This window comes from Planococcus koreensis, assembly GCF_004761975.1.
In the GTDB taxonomy this organism is placed as follows: Bacteria; Bacillota; Bacilli; order Bacillales_A; family Planococcaceae; genus Planococcus; species Planococcus koreensis.
The window spans coordinates 41,605-56,425 of record NZ_RQII01000033.1; the positions used below are offsets into that span (position 1 = coordinate 41,605).

13 protein-coding genes are annotated in these 14,821 nt (G+C 38.0%); 2 read left to right on the forward strand and 11 right to left on the reverse strand.

Going from position 1 to position 14,821, the window contains the following annotated elements:
• Positions 1–194 precede the first annotated feature (194 nt).
• The 8 genes from EGV91_RS08310 to EGV91_RS08345 all read right to left on the reverse strand — a co-directional run bounded on the left by EGV91_RS08310 (position 195) and on the right by EGV91_RS08345 (position 7,069).
• Complete coding sequence (locus EGV91_RS08310; RefSeq protein ID WP_421958245.1) at positions 195–1,043, reverse strand: glycerophosphodiester phosphodiesterase; 849 nt, start codon at positions 1,041–1,043, stop codon at positions 195–197.
• 348 nt (positions 1,044–1,391) lie between these two features.
• Positions 1,392–1,985: a hypothetical protein gene (locus tag EGV91_RS08315; protein ID WP_135502568.1), complete on the reverse strand. Its 594-nt coding sequence runs from the start codon at positions 1,983–1,985 to the stop codon at positions 1,392–1,394.
• A 159-nt stretch (positions 1,986–2,144) separates the two neighbouring features.
• The gene (locus EGV91_RS08320) at positions 2,145–3,146 is read right to left on the reverse strand and encodes a DnaJ domain-containing protein (protein ID WP_158290590.1); all 1,002 of its coding nucleotides are present in this window, start codon (positions 3,144–3,146) and stop codon (positions 2,145–2,147) included.
• A 35-nt stretch (positions 3,147–3,181) separates the two neighbouring features.
• Positions 3,182–3,805, reverse strand: coding sequence for an EcsC family protein (locus tag EGV91_RS08325; protein ID WP_241666144.1), 624 nt, complete (start codon positions 3,803–3,805; stop codon positions 3,182–3,184).
• Positions 3,806–3,831: 26 nt separating this feature from the next.
• The gene (locus EGV91_RS08330; protein WP_135502573.1) at positions 3,832–4,320 is read right to left on the reverse strand and encodes a hypothetical protein; all 489 of its coding nucleotides are present in this window, start codon (positions 4,318–4,320) and stop codon (positions 3,832–3,834) included.
• 12 nt (positions 4,321–4,332) lie between these two features.
• Positions 4,333–5,598 carry a carbon-nitrogen hydrolase family protein gene (locus EGV91_RS08335; RefSeq protein WP_135502575.1) on the reverse strand — a complete coding sequence of 422 codons (1,266 nt, stop codon included), beginning with the start codon at positions 5,596–5,598 and terminating at the stop codon, positions 4,333–4,335.
• Positions 5,595–6,689 (reverse strand): hypothetical protein, encoded by a 1,095-nt coding sequence (locus tag EGV91_RS17385; RefSeq protein ID WP_241666145.1) that lies wholly within the window; start codon positions 6,687–6,689, stop codon positions 5,595–5,597. The genes EGV91_RS08335 and EGV91_RS17385 overlap by 4 nt, the downstream gene beginning before the upstream one ends.
• A gap of 116 nt (positions 6,690–6,805) precedes the next feature.
• A complete protein-coding gene (locus EGV91_RS08345) occupies positions 6,806–7,069 on the reverse strand; it encodes a DUF7669 domain-containing protein (protein ID WP_135502577.1) in 264 nt (87 codons plus the stop codon).
• Positions 7,070–7,468: 399 nt separating this feature from the next.
• Between EGV91_RS08345 and EGV91_RS08350 the strand changes: the two genes are divergently transcribed.
• Together EGV91_RS08350 and EGV91_RS08355 are read left to right on the forward strand one after the other, a co-directional pair.
• Positions 7,469–9,691: an AAA domain-containing protein gene (locus EGV91_RS08350; protein ID WP_135502579.1), complete on the forward strand. Its 2,223-nt coding sequence runs from the start codon at positions 7,469–7,471 to the stop codon at positions 9,689–9,691.
• A gap of 65 nt (positions 9,692–9,756) precedes the next feature.
• Positions 9,757–12,561, forward strand: a complete 2,805-nt coding sequence (locus tag EGV91_RS08355) for an AAA domain-containing protein (protein ID WP_135502581.1) — start codon at positions 9,757–9,759, stop codon at positions 12,559–12,561.
• Positions 12,562–12,753: 192 nt separating this feature from the next.
• On the opposite strand, the gene EGV91_RS08360 is transcribed toward EGV91_RS08355, so the two are convergent.
• The 3 genes from EGV91_RS08360 to EGV91_RS08370 all read right to left on the reverse strand — a co-directional run bounded on the left by EGV91_RS08360 (position 12,754) and on the right by EGV91_RS08370 (position 14,698).
• Complete coding sequence (locus tag EGV91_RS08360; protein WP_135502583.1) at positions 12,754–12,981, reverse strand: YdbC family protein; 228 nt, start codon at positions 12,979–12,981, stop codon at positions 12,754–12,756.
• A 94-nt stretch (positions 12,982–13,075) separates the two neighbouring features.
• On the reverse strand, positions 13,076–13,984 hold the full coding sequence (locus EGV91_RS08365) for a restriction endonuclease (protein WP_135502585.1): 909 nt from the start codon (positions 13,982–13,984) through the stop codon (positions 13,076–13,078).
• Positions 13,985–14,032: 48 nt separating this feature from the next.
• Positions 14,033–14,698, reverse strand: coding sequence for a hypothetical protein (locus tag EGV91_RS08370; protein ID WP_135502587.1), 666 nt, complete (start codon positions 14,696–14,698; stop codon positions 14,033–14,035).
• Between the last annotated feature and the right edge of the window lie 123 nt (positions 14,699–14,821).

The window sequence follows — 14,821 nt, forward strand, 5'->3', positions numbered from 1 at the left end:
TGTATGCAACATCATCTTATTCCTCATAGTTTATACCGTCAATGATACTGCTTGTGTACCTAGTAATGCACAGTTTGGTATTGCGGCACTTTCCCTTAATTGTGTTTTTCACAGGGACGCGTTTTTATACGAGTGTAAATAAAACAGGCAGAGAATTTTAGAATTCTCTGCCTGGCATGCACACTATTGAATTCTTAGTTTTTTACAGGATGAGCATAGACATGCTCCGGATAATCAGTAATGATTCCATCTACATTCAAATCGAATAGACGCAAAGCTTGTTCTTGTGATCTTGAAGTGTAAGGATAGATGTCCATCCCCGCTTCATGAACGTCACCAACCAGTTCTTCCGTTACAATGTACATCGATGGATTGAAATAATCAGCATAAGCAGCAAATTGAGCTAATTGTTCTTCCGTTACATTTGCCCAATTTCCACCTAATAAAACACCATGAGAGAGATTCGGTAAAAGTTCTTTCGATGTTTTCATGGATTCGTGATTAAACGATTGGATGATGATCTTTTCATTATTCGCTGTATCCATATTTCTTTCGATCAAAGCATCAGCAATCTTCGCTTCCACTCCTGGATAAAGTTCAGGTGCCTTCAACTCGATTAAAATCCCAACTTTCCCACGGAACTCATTTAATACTTCCTCAAAAGTAGGAACTTTCTCGCCAGCATAAGCATCACCAAACCAGCTGCCGGCATCCAACTGCCGAATTTCCGCTAATGTTAAATCGCCCACTTTGCCAGTTCCGTCTGTTGTACGATTGACAGTAGTGTCGTGAATTACAACTAACTCTCCATCTTTGGTCATTTGCACATCAATTTCAATATAGTCTGCCTTCATTTCAAACCCTTTTTGAAAAGCTTCCATCGTATTCTCAGGCGCATGCCCGGAAGCGCCGCGATGTGCAACGTTCACCATCTCTTGCTGTTGCTGTTTTGATATCACTTTACCTGCTTCTCCGTCTTCAGCAGCAAGTGCTGGTCCGGTAAAAGCTGTCATCGCAAGGCTTGCCGCTAAAATCGTCATCATTCGTTTCAAAATATCCACTCCTTATGTATGTGATAACCCAAGTGTAAGCAATGAATATATTGTAGGTATGAATAGAGCGTTAATTAAATGTAAATTAACGGAAATACTTATTTATTATTTCCTTAAAACCCCATATTCTTTTTCTTCTCTTTATATTTTTAGCCAAACAAAAAAAGGCCTTGTTAAGACCCTTTCACAATAACCGGAAATATTTTATTTAGTTATTCGCTGCTTCTGCCAGAAGAAAATGAGTGTTCAGTATTTCTTCATTGCGGCTTTGTTTTCAGCAATTTGTTTAAGGTGACGGCCAATGAACGTTCCGGCATTTCTGAAGGTATAGCCGGCACCTCAAGCAGTAGCCGACCTATTCAGACGGTACATGCTGACAATAAAAATGGCGACGGTTAAAAATGCCAGAACCGTGAGCAACGGAGAGCCATCGAAAAGCTGAAAGAACAGCAAGAAAAATGCAGAGATCGAAAACAGCGCAGCAAAGCTGGCCTTAACAAGCGGAAATTTGAAGCGAAAACCGATTAATGACCCAGCTCCTGTCGCTAATACGATTAGCCATAACATCAATTCACTGGGTATGAACTCAAGTGCACTCAGCATATTGAGCCCCACGAAAATCACTGATGCCGCAACGCCATCCCGGTGTTTGCGATAATGCGGCATCAACAAAACAGCCATCAGCAAGCTGCAGATAAACACCGCCCAATACTGCACAAAAAAGATTGAATCGAGTGTGAGCAACAGGAACGCTGTGACTATGACGAGCCCGCCACCACTAGTGCCCCAGCACTTCCATCCCTCTAAAAATAAACCGAACAACGCAACCGTCAATAAACCGAAAAGCCATTCCGCACCGAACCAGCGCTCTCCGATATAAGTCAGCAAACCGCCGCCAAGCATAGTTGCAACGTATAGAAAAATTTGTTTCATCGCTAATCCCTCTTTGTTTTACTTCTAAATACTTAGATTTAAAAATAAATATAAAGCAACCACCTTCGAAATTTAGTTATTTTCACTGAAGGAGGCTGCTTTAGTTACTATATATTTTGGTTGAGCGGAATTGTAATTGTTAAAGGGGCGCGATTTGATTCAATTCATATAATTCATTACTAGCCAATAGCAACGTTTTCTTGTTTCTTCTAACTGTGCATCATTATAGACAGGAACTTCCCAAGACCCTCCAGTAAAATCGACTATAGCTGCATCTGAAACTCGATCTCTCTTTACCACCCAAGAACGTTGTAAATCTCTTAAGGCAATAAATTCTTCATCAGTTAACTCCATTTTTAGAGTTTGATAAATTTCATTTAGCAAATCATCCCAAGCTTTTAATTGGATTTGAGACGCTTGCGTAATTTCAGCATCGCTTCCTGATTCCCAAACTTCTCCATAGCTAAGAAAATCTTCTTCTAGTTTATAAATTCGATCTAGGTATCGATTATATAGTGAAGAGGAATCGGTTGTTACATAAGCCGATGCGGCTTCTGCCCCTTGCTTTTCATCTAGTAATTCTTCGTTGGCCTCGGTGTCTGAAGGTATATCATTGGATTGTTCGCTTGCTTCCACTTCTGACTCTTCCTTATTATCTAGTGATTCTTCGCTCACAACAGTACTTGGGGTTCTATCACTGGATTGGTCACTCGCTTCCACTGGAAAGACAACAGGATTTACTGGAATCTCTGGTTCAGTATTATCGTCTATAGCACTTATTGCTTTTGCCAGGATACTGAGAACTATAAGAGCTCCGATCATTACCTTTCCATAACGGATAAAGTCAAAAGAGAACTTAGGATAATCTTTTTGGGAATATGCCGCGTCTTGGTGATTCGATTTTTCTCGTTCTTCTTTGGGACGTTCCTTTGTTCCCTCTTTGGTCTGTTGATAATAGGCATATTCCTGATCATATGCTTTTCTTTTTGCCGGATTACTCAATACTTCATAGGCTTCGGTTAAAAGAATAAAGTGCCTTTCATCCCCGCCTTGATCAGGGTGAATTGCTTTAGACTGGATACGATATGCGCGCTTGATCAGCTCTTCGTTTGCTTTTGGCAGTATATTTAGCAATGTGTAGTAATCTATAAATTTGTCCATACTCCCCCTCTTTCTCATTATTATTCTTTAATTCGTCACCCAAAAACCTTTTTAGCTGTCTTTCCAATTATATTTGTTCCTATACCGTCTACAGTGCCGCCAATAACGCCGCCGGCAATCGGTATAGCTTTCCCTAAATTAACCACGCCTTTTTGGCCAAACTTCGTTACTAGTTTAAATCCAACAGTTTTATTAATAACTTTAATTACTTCTCCTGGAATTTTCATTATGGCTTGTTTGGCAAATGCGTTGCCAGCTTGAATACCTGACTTCTTCAATATACCTGATGCTGATTGTCCAGTTAGACAAACAAACACGAACGTTTTAACTTGATCGTCTTTTAAATCATGGCCTCTCATATGTGATATTGCCGCGATCATTCTTATCTGAACATACATAACTGAAGCAATATTAGCAGGAATGGCTACGGGCAGAACAATTATTCCACCTAAGCCTGTAAGAAACCCGCTAGTAGCCGCTTTAGTATTTTGCCAACGAATCAAACTATCTATGGCCTTATCAGTTGAATCATGCTTGGATAAAAAGTTCTCTGCCATTTCATAAGCCGAATCCATTCCAGGTATTCCTTCTAATGAATTTTCATATGCCCAATCTAACATTTTTCCTATTTTACTTTCAGAAAGCTCTTTTTCTTCCAAAATACCCCTCCTAATCGACAATAAGTTTAATTTTGAATCAATCCAATTTCCAATAGTGTCTTTTCAACATGTCTTGGGTAATCGACTTCCACACTGCCATCTTCCCTAATCCAAAATCTAATAAAACCAGCAAAATTAATAGATTTCATCACTTTATCCACTCTATTTCTTATTCTTGGTATATCCGGATTTGCCATCACGTACAGCGAGTTTTCTTTTCCGATTGTTTGGTACTCCATCAACTTTCCAATTTGCATATACGTATGTGTTTTAATTTGACCTGAATCAAACACAGTATCAAGATCATGCGTGTTCGCATGGGAACCTTTGGATTCGACATAGATTCTCCAACCATGTTTTTCCCCTTCAACATCAACACCTATTTTATTTCCAGTCAAGAAGTCAGGACAATGAAAGCCGGCTGATTTGATGAAATTCCAAACAGCCTCATTGACAGTGTCTTCATTCATAATAAAGGGATCTTTAATAAGTAATTTGCTGTTTCTAGTTGGCATAATTAATTTCCTTCACTTCGTATTTTCCGGCACTTTCAATAGACTTAAATACTGCTCTTTAAATCGTACCGGAATCCCTTGTTTACTGCTTGCAGAGTTTTGGAAAAGACCATTAATGCCTTGCATAAATTGCAGATCAAACCCTATCTTGTTATCAGTAGCTTTGAACAATTGAATGTCTTTGTAACGGTTAGTTTTAGCAGCAACAAAGAGATTATCCGCAACGACGATACAGCCTATGCGATTTTCTATTGCACGAAGCTTCATCAGAGCAATTGCCTCTTCTTCATTTATCGGCCCATAGGACAGATAAATCACAAGATGATGTCCCTCTTCTGCTTTGGACTGTTTGTAAAAATAAGTTCGATCGAATAATTCTTCATAGTTTGCCACATGAACATGGATGGACTCCCCATTTTTCGTTAAATGCAAGGATGTCTCCTCTTCACCCGCATCGAGTAGCTTGGATGAGTAAATCTCCCACTTATCCAAATCAATTGTGCAATCCGCGTCTTCATCGAGGCCCACTGTAAATTGCGTGTATTGTTTATCACTGTAGAGATGCTCAACTGTCACTTCTTCTATAACTGGATCATCCGTGGAGAACAGGCTAAATGCATGCGTCTTCTCACCATTGCCTAATTTATAATTAGCTTTCAAACGCTCTCCGGATTTAAAACTAATTCGATCTGAAGGTTGTTTCATATCCGGCCGATTGGCCATGGTGCATAAAACGGTTGTATCCAGCTCAATGGATCGCCCTTTCAGCACGTTGCACCATTTTGACATCTTCACATTGCCGCCGGTTAAGTTGATAAGAATGTCTAAACCTTCTTGTTCCAATTTTTCTGTGACTAATGGGAAAAACATATCATGGCAAATATAGACCTGGATACGTTGACCATTTAAAAGGATTGGTTCGTATAGTTCTGGATCTTCTAGTTCATCTTTTTCCAATTCAAAAACAAGTTTCTCAGCTGAAGAATGCTTTATAAAAACAGAGTCTACCGTCTCTCCCTCTGCTGGAGCCCAATTCACATATAATGCCCGTTCTGTGCCATCAGCAAAGGAAATACCACAAATCACAGGTGTATCTAAGAATTCTGCTAATCCTTCGACTATCTCCCAAGCTTCGTTTTCACTAACTCTGTCTATAAAATTTTCCGGAAAGACAACCAGATCAACTAACTTTTTCTCTATTATCTTAAGAACTTGATCGTATAGTTTTTGATAGTCATATTTATAGTTATTATATGGTTGTACCAGCAATATATTCATACTAGATATTCCTCCACTTCAATATGATGGACATTCTGCATGCCCAAATGATGTTTATAGGTTTCCACATACGGCTTCATGGTTCCAGGAGAAACGAGCCACCCCACATATTGAAAATTGGCCAGGTTTATCAGTCCACCCAATGCATGCTTTGATTCACTAATTTCAATTTCTATGCCGAGAAGAGGAAAATAAATGGTTTCTTCTTGTATATCCAACAGGTACTGCAGGAAAGGAAAGTGAATCACATCTGCGCCTATTCGCTGTGCGAGAAAGTGCAGAAACTGAACATATCCTCCTTCGATGCTAAAACCTGCTGCCACGTCAATTTCTGGAATGTAATAGTAGTCACTCGCTGACTTTACTTCGCCTTTTAGAAGAGGAACCGGCGATTTAGTAAAGCTTTGTTTCAATAAGTATTTAGATTTTACCGGGACTTTTATTTGCTGGAACTTCTGATCAATATGATAGATCCATTTAAAGTAATCCGGTTTGCGGTCATATGCTATATCCAAATCTGTTAATAAAAGTTTGGGCATTAATTTTGCTGCGACTAAAATCGACTGTTTTTCTCCACCCGAACCCTTCTTTCGAGGAAGCCGATTTTCTCTGTTTATAAGTGGCACAATAGTTGTTTTTGTAAATATCGGAAGTTTTTTTAGCATACTGCTGTCGAGGAAAAACAATTGCCGCTCCCCGTTTACTCTCTGCAGCGACCGCACGATTTTCATACCTCTTCGATATGTATCATTTTCTTTCGCAGCACTAGCATTATTTACAACCATGAAGTTGTAATAACATGGCGATAGTTGTAGGTTCCCTACATTACCTACCTGGTTTTTAGAAGAAGTGGTCGAGCCTTCGAGTTCAAAAGCAGCGAACGGTAGATATTTACCCTCAATTAATTGAAGGTGGTCCAAGGAGTTTAAGTTCAATGTTTGAACGTTCAACATCCACACAACATCATATCGTGGTGCGTAAGCATTAATTATCGATTTAAATGTGTATTCTTTCAAAGAGTAAAACCCTAAATCTTTGCCTAACTGAAACAATTGATCTTGGACAGCTTTGGTAGTTTGCTTAACCATCATTAACCTCTTCTCGAAAAACTGTTTTGCTTTTCATTAAGTTTTGATACGCCGAGACTATTTCTCTATTATTTGAGACTTCGCCCAATAGAATGAATTTTCAAATGCATTTCCACCCATTACAACACCAGTCGATAGATGCCTTTCCCAATTCGTTCATAGTCATCAAATACAGAACCGTGATGATTAGGCGAATTAGAGCAACATCTGGAAGTGATATGTGTACGAATCGTACTTTCTTTGTAGCTTGTTCCATCATCTTTCATATATTGCAGAACCTCGCTTAAATCAAATTGTTTTTCTTCCCGCTCTCTTGTGATTTTCTGCACAGCGGTTAAAATTTCATCACGAGCAGTTGTACGAATCTTCTTTTGTTCAGCCAATGGAATTCCTCCTCCAGTTTTTAAAACTATTTGACTATTTCATCTAATGTGTAAATCGTATCATAAAAGATACAAGTAAATACAATTATTTTCCATTCACCTAGAATTGCTAATAATTTATGGTTATTTAACTAAAGATTTATCTAATACTTTAAACATCTAAGGCAATGGCCAAAAACCCCTTACTCTTTTGCCTTCTCCAGCCCTTCGGTATTCGTATTAGATCGCTATAAATATTTGAAACGATTCCGCTCTATTGATTTTTCGCGCAATATCGTATACAACTTTTTGTATATAGAGCTATTTTGGTACAAGGTGGCGACCCCTTAAATACAGCAATGATTTTCTACGTTTTTTGACATAAAAATGGTATAATACCTTCCATAAAGGAGTGAAATTATGACCAAAACTGCAACACCCAAAGATGCTGCTCATTTAATAAAATATATTAAAGGGCTCACCCAGTTGACCCAAAAACCTATCTATAATTTTTCTAATTATGATGAGATTTTATGGACGGATACTTTCCCGAATGAAACTGAATGCGATTTTAGCCTTCCCCAAGTGAACGATAATCTCTTGATTGTTAAAAAGCCATACATTCCGTCCCAACCAGAGATTAGCGAATCACTAAAAAACTGGGTACTTTTCAATGATTTAAAGGACGGAATTTCGTTAAAAACTAAAATCGAAGTAGCTGTCTTAACCGAAAACAATGAAACTGAATATGTAGAGTATCTATTGTCAGATGCCCCAAGGATCCAAAGTGAATTTGAACTTTTTCTTGAAAAAAAATGGAATCCTTACATAGCTGAAAAAAAACGAGTCAAACCGCTTCAAGATCTTTACGATAAACTTTTTAGTATTCACCAGACACTTCTATCAAGATCGGAGTCTGTTCAATTCGTTTTTGCCATCGGCCTTCTTTCTTGGAATACTCCAAACGATCGTGATGTTAAACGTCATTTGTTGACCACAGAAGTTGAATTGAAATTTGAACGTGAAAAAGCACTTTTCACTATTTCCTCGAGTTCTACAGGCCTCCAATTCTTGTTTGAGGAAGATATGCTAGAAGTAGAACATAGACTAAATAGCATGGACCTGCAAAGTGTAAGTGAAATGCTGGAATCTCTCAATGAAGAAGATACTGACATTGCTTCAGTCACTTCTCTTTTAAAGGCGATTGTTTCATCTCTAGATTCTAGAGGTGTCTACATCGATGAAATTATGAGAAACAAAAAGTCTTTACCGAACCCCATCGTCTCACTTTCACCTTCATTTATACTTAGAGAACGACCACAAAAAAGCATTGAGAAAGCTTGTGATCAAGCGATAGAGCAATTGGAGCAGCTTAGTGACGAAGATTTGATTCCGGGAAGTTTATTCAATATGTTCAGCCCTGAACAAAGAAATGCCGAAAACATTTCAGATGAAAGTGAGAAGGAATCCTATGACAGGGAGTTTTATTTTCCGCTCCCATCGAATGACGAGCAAAGCCGGATCGTTGCAGCAATTACACATAAAGACAGTGTATTGGTTCAAGGTCCCCCAGGAACCGGAAAAACTCATACCATCGCTAATCTTACCTCTCATTTATTAGCCACTGGCCAACGAGTGTTGATCACCAGCCAAACTGCAAAAGCTTTGAGTGTTCTTAAGGAAAAGCTGCCTGCTGAATTACAGAATTTATGTGTAAGTCTCCTGGGCGGCGATTCATCCTCATTAAAAGATTTAGAGACTGTTGTGAGCACGATTTCTATGAGAAAAGAGTTTTACGAAGCCACTAAAACCATTAGCAACATCGCACAAAAAGAGGTGGCATTAAAAGCGTTAAAGGAAGATTTAAACCGGATTAAATCAGAGCTATTTGCAGTCAGGGAAAAAGAGACTTACAGACATGATTTGGGAACTCCCTATATGGGTACGGCTCAGCAAATCGCAAACACTGTAAGCAATGAGAAAGACTCCAATAGCTGGTACTTGAATGAAAACATACTGAATTTGACAGAAGAAGATATTCAAGAGGAAAAATCCGCCGTTGCAAATTATATTCAGTTGCACCAAACAGATCTTGATGTTTCAGAGAACTACAAAAACTTTGCTTCTCCTTCACTGGATCATTTTTTTGATTTGGAGCAAGTTGTTCAGTTTATTGAACAAGAAGCACTTTTATTAGAACAATACCGGCAAATATTACATTTAGAAGATATAACTGTCCAACAATATTTAAACCGGTTATCTGAAGTTGATTATCAAAAATTAAAGTCTCTTTTCGATTCTTATCAAGAAATAGAAAGCAAGCTTTTCTTTGTCAATTACCCTTTCCTGAAGAAAGCTGTTTTAGATGTTTTTCAAAATCGAGGCCATTATTGGGCTTCTGCAACCGAACAATTCCAGCAGAATATTAAAATAATGGAAGAAACAATCGATTCTTTCGAGTTGTCATCAGTGGATACTGGGAACGTACCATTTAAAACTGTTCAGCATATCAATAATCAATTGATCGACCTTTTTGAGAACGGTAAAGGACTCGGAAATCTGTTCTTTAAACCAAAGGTCTTAAAGAGTACAAGAATGAATACCCTGAAATTAAATATGATGGTCAACCTATTAAAGATTTAAGCCAAGCCCGGAAGCTAAGGGCTTATATCGATTTTGAACGTGCCTACACAGAAATAAAAAGGTTAATGGATTCCATAGAGATTCCCTTTAAACCAGTAAATCCCAAAATCGATTTAGCAGAATGCAAAGGGATTTTTAATCAATTAAAAACGGTACAAGGTATATTAGTTTGGCGACAACAAACAATTTTAGCCACTGACTATCTTACAGCTGTTAATTTTGACTTAGAAAAAATCGGGATTTTCCAAAAGAACTTTGAAGTCTTTGAGAAAAAGAACGAATTAAAAGTTCCTCAAGAATACATGAATAACGTGCAAGGTTCTATGGAGGCATCCATCTCTGATTCTACTAATCCGGTTTATAAGAGTTTGTTGGAAAGTATGATATGGCGTGACAAGCAAGAATTGAAGCGGCAACATGAAAGCTATCAGCATCTACAAAAAATCCTGAACCGAGATAAGTTGATTACAGAGAGCTCTGACTTTCTAGAAAGAATCAATCCTAAGCTTTTGGGATACCTTAAAGAAACTATTTCTGATCCTGCATGGACTATCCGGCTGCAGAATTGGTCTAAAGCCGCTCACTGGCGAATGGCAGAAACTTGGTTAAAAGATTTTTCAAATAAAAACGAGAAAGATCTTGCTGATGAATATGAAAGAACAGAAATATCCATTAAAGCGACTATCACTGATATCGGCGCATTAAAAGCGTGGAACAGCATGCTTACTTCCATGACAGATCTGCAGAATAGCCATTTAAAAGCTTGGACCAAGGCTGTTAAACGTGTCGGAAAAGGAACCGGAAAAAATGCTCCGAGATACCGTAAAGAAGCTCAGGGACATATGGAGAAATGCAAGGATGCCATCCCTGCCTGGATTATGCCACTTTATCAAGTATTCGAGAATTTTGAAGTGAAGCCTGATTTGTTTGACGTTGTAATCATAGATGAAGCGAGCCAGTCCTGGCACGAAGCAATACTATTGAAATATATTGCGAAAAAAATCATCATTGTCGGCGATGACAAACAAATCAGCCCCAGCAAAATAGGGATACAAGTCGAGGACGTGGCTAAACTCCAAAATCGCTATTTGAAGCCGATCGATTATCCATTTATGGATACTTTAAATCTTGGAAATTCATTTTTCGATGTTGCCTATGTTCTATTCAAAAACACGATTACGCTCCGCGAGCACTTCCGTTGCATGCCAGAAATCATTGAGTTCTCAAATAGGATCGCTTATAGAGATCAGCCTTTATTCGCTCTGCGTCAATATCCGGCGAATCGCTTGGAACCGATCAAATCAAAGTATCTTCCACACGGAGTCCGTGAAGGAAGTTCGACATCTGCAATAAATGAAGTTGAAGCTAAGGAAATTGTCAAAGAAATTAAGAAATGTGTCTCCAACCCTGCTTACAATGGAAAGTCCATCGGGGTCATTTCCCTTCAAGGGAACAGCCAAGCCAGCCTGATCCAGCAATTGCTTTTAACTGAAATCGGAGCAGAAACCATGGAAGAACGTAATATTATCTGTGGCGACGCGTATGCTTTCCAAGGGGATGAACGTGATATCATCTTCCTATCCATGGTAGCTGCGAAAGGAACAACAAGGCTTACTTCGTTGACAAGTGAACCGTATCGCCAGCGTTTTAATGTCGCAGTCAGCCGGGCAAAAGATCAGATATGGTTAATGCATTCCATTACAGTCAATGACATTAACAATTCTGACTGCATGAGATACCAATTGCTGAACTATATTCAAAACCCTTTAAAAGAAGAACAAGATGGCAATCGCGAAAAATGTGATAGCCAATTTGAAAAAGATGTTTTCGATGCAATTGTTCGTAAAGGGTATCGTGTACTAACTCAATACGAAGTCGCTGGTTATCGAATTGATTTGGTTGTAATGGGGGAAAATGCTAAACTGGCAGTGGAATGCGACGGAGATCATTGGCATACATCATCAGAGGATATGGAAAATGATTTCCGCAGACAGCGCGTACTTGAGCGGGCAGGTTGGAGTTTCTGGCGGGTACTGGGAAGCACTTATTACCTCAACCCTTCAAAAGCATTGGAAAGCTTATGGCAGCGACTGGATGAAATGGGCATCCGCCCTTATCTTGAATGGAGCCCGAAAATTTCGGAACTGGCGGATGCAGAAGAAGCTACTATCGACATGACCACAGAGGAAATCAATAAAATCAAAGCCGACATAAATAATAAAACTCGAAACGAATCAAGTTTCGAGTTGGGCGATGCTAATGTTTCCGACCTGGAAAATCCTTCGGTTTTTGATAATCAGCAAGTGGACGTTCAACTTCCTATTAATGATGAACTTTCAAGAGCATTTTCTATCCTGACCAAAAACGAAACGGAGTCTGAATTCGAAGCTTTAACCGATTCACCTATTGCAGCTGACTTAATCGATGCCATTTCAATTGTTGGGAGCAAAGAAAATTTGTCAGCAAATCAAACGCTCTTAGAGTATAAAGACTTATTAACTAACGAAGGCTTTAATGTGCTTTTGGAAACCGATTCTGAATACACCATAGTTGTTCTTGGATCGGCGAATCTCGAAAACGAATTGGAACGGTTTGCACCTAAAAACAATTCTTTTTCTTTCCATAAGAACGGATTTAAGAGCACCGATTATCTTCCTTGTTGGTCGATTACTCTGTTAGAAAGAAATGAACAAAACATCGTAAAAGCAGTTCCAAAAACTAAATCGTTAAACCCATTTTTGATACAAGAAAAAATGATCTCAGGCCAACGTCTTTCGGAAGTGACAATAGTCGATCAAATGTTGGAGATCATAAAAACCAAAGGAATCGAGGTTATCGATAACGAAAAAAATCTGAAACCATCTGGGTAGTTGGAAATGAAGAATTAGAAGAGATGCTGGCATCTTTTAAATCACATAGTATTTTCTTCCGATTTATGAAAAATGGATCTATAACAACCTCTCATCAACCAGCATGGTTTGCGAAAATAACCAAATAAAAAGAGCTGTCTGTAATGGCTTCCTTACTATAAGGAAAGCCATCACAGGCAGCTCTTTTAAATATCATTTTAATTCTGGCATCTGATTCAGCAATCCTTTTAAAGTTTGTAATTCAGATAAATCAAAAGTTATCCCTTTTTTCATTTCAGTTTGATCTTCTGACCAAAAGCGGATATCATATTTAGGATCTCGATTGGTCCAACTTATTAGTGTTAATTGTTTTTTCCATCCGTTCTGTTTTGTAGACAATGTACCAATCGTCTCAATAATTTCAAATTTCAAATCAGCCATTTTCTGTACCTCGTTTTCGGCATTCTCGTTACCTAAATCATTAAGCCATATAGTTGAGCTAATTTAGTAGCCATTGCGATTCTCTTTACTAGCATTACTCTTCACCGAAATAATCTTCGTCCACTTTCTTAATAACAAAAGTCTCTTCATGATTAACTCCAATGTTATAAGTAAACATATATTCCGTAAGTTCTTCCCCATCGATCAAAATGACCTTTTTATCAATCTTCTGAACATATTCCTTAGCACCATCTGAAAAAGAAGAAGTAGTGATAAAAACACCCTTGCTAGCTTGCTGTCCATAAAGGCTCCCTACAAACTTCTGGATCTCCGGACGAGTAACGGTGTTCTCCCAGCGCTTCGCTTGAAGATAAATCATATCGAGACCAAGAATATCCTCTTTGATGATTCCATCAATTCCCTCATCGCCAGATCGCCCAATTGCTTGACCAGCATCTTTCATGGAGCCGCCATAGCCCATGGCTACAAGAAGTTCAACTACAAGTTTTTCAAAGAATAAAGGAGTTCCGTTTTTAACTTTGTCGAGTAAGTCTTCTTTCGCTTCTTCTTTTAAGATTCTGTAATTGCTTTCAATCTCCTCTAAAGGCGTGCTTTCTATTGTCAAAGGAGAAATGGTTACATTCTTTTGATCGTCGCCTTTGTTTTTGAACTGGCGAAATTCATCGTATTGCATAAGGAATGCATTATCAATTGCTGTAATACAGGGATCTTCAAGTAATTGCCTTCCACGCTCAGTTATTACGAAGACTCCTGGACGAATAGTATTTAAAAGACCAGCCTTTTTTAAGTACGTTCTTGTCCATCCTACGCGGTTATGTAAAATCCGCTGCTTGCCGCTTGGCAACATTTCTTCCCGTTCCTCATCTGTAAGCCTAAACTCTTCTGCTAGGCGGAGGTATGACTCGCGAAGTGAATGCTCTTGACCGTCCTCAAGCATTTTTAGAAACGGATACATGAATTCTTGGTAGCCTGGAATTGCCATTAAGTCACCTCTATTCTTCTTAATATTTAATATAGTGTTTAGTAATGTTTAATCTTCACTATTATTCGTCAAATAATAAAAGCCATTAACCAAACTTTCGCCTCGAACCTTTTTATCAAAGGTGATCTTATCTTTTTTTATCATAAATACTACTTCTTTTCTTAAAGCTGGATTATCTTCTTCCTCTTGTTTTTCTCCTGTTGAAATTATTCCTTTGTATATCTTTCTTCCGGAGAAAAACAAAATTGGACAAACACTAATAGCGTCAGTGTTAACATAAATTGATATTACAAAAAATATAATTAATAAAGATACAACAAGATTAGTAATTGATGAATGGTCTAGAGAAATTAAAGGTAAAAGTAAGGTCAATAGAAAAAAAGAGTAATCATTAGCACTTAACTTCTCAGCTTTTCTAATATAAAAATCTTCTCCTTCTTGACCTCTCACAATTCGAGTTTCATATCCTGACAAAAACCACTTGATAGCTAATTTGTATATAGCGTAAGTATAGATCAAGATAAAAAGAATGAAATAGACTTCTAGTGCCATATAACTTATAAAAACGCTTTCTATTGATATCCACTCTTTGGTTTTAATCCATTTGTCTATTCCGAAGAATTCATTTCCCGCGATAAATCTATAAATCATAACAATTATTAGGGGAGAGTAAGTCAATATCCACAATAATCTTTGTTGAAATTTACTCCACATGGCTAATGTCCTCTCATGATACTTCAGTTTTAATTTTCTTAGTCAAGAAAGATTCTACTATTTTATCAGAGAAGAAATGTAAAAGTGGCGTAATTTCATATTCAGGATTAAATCTAATTTTTT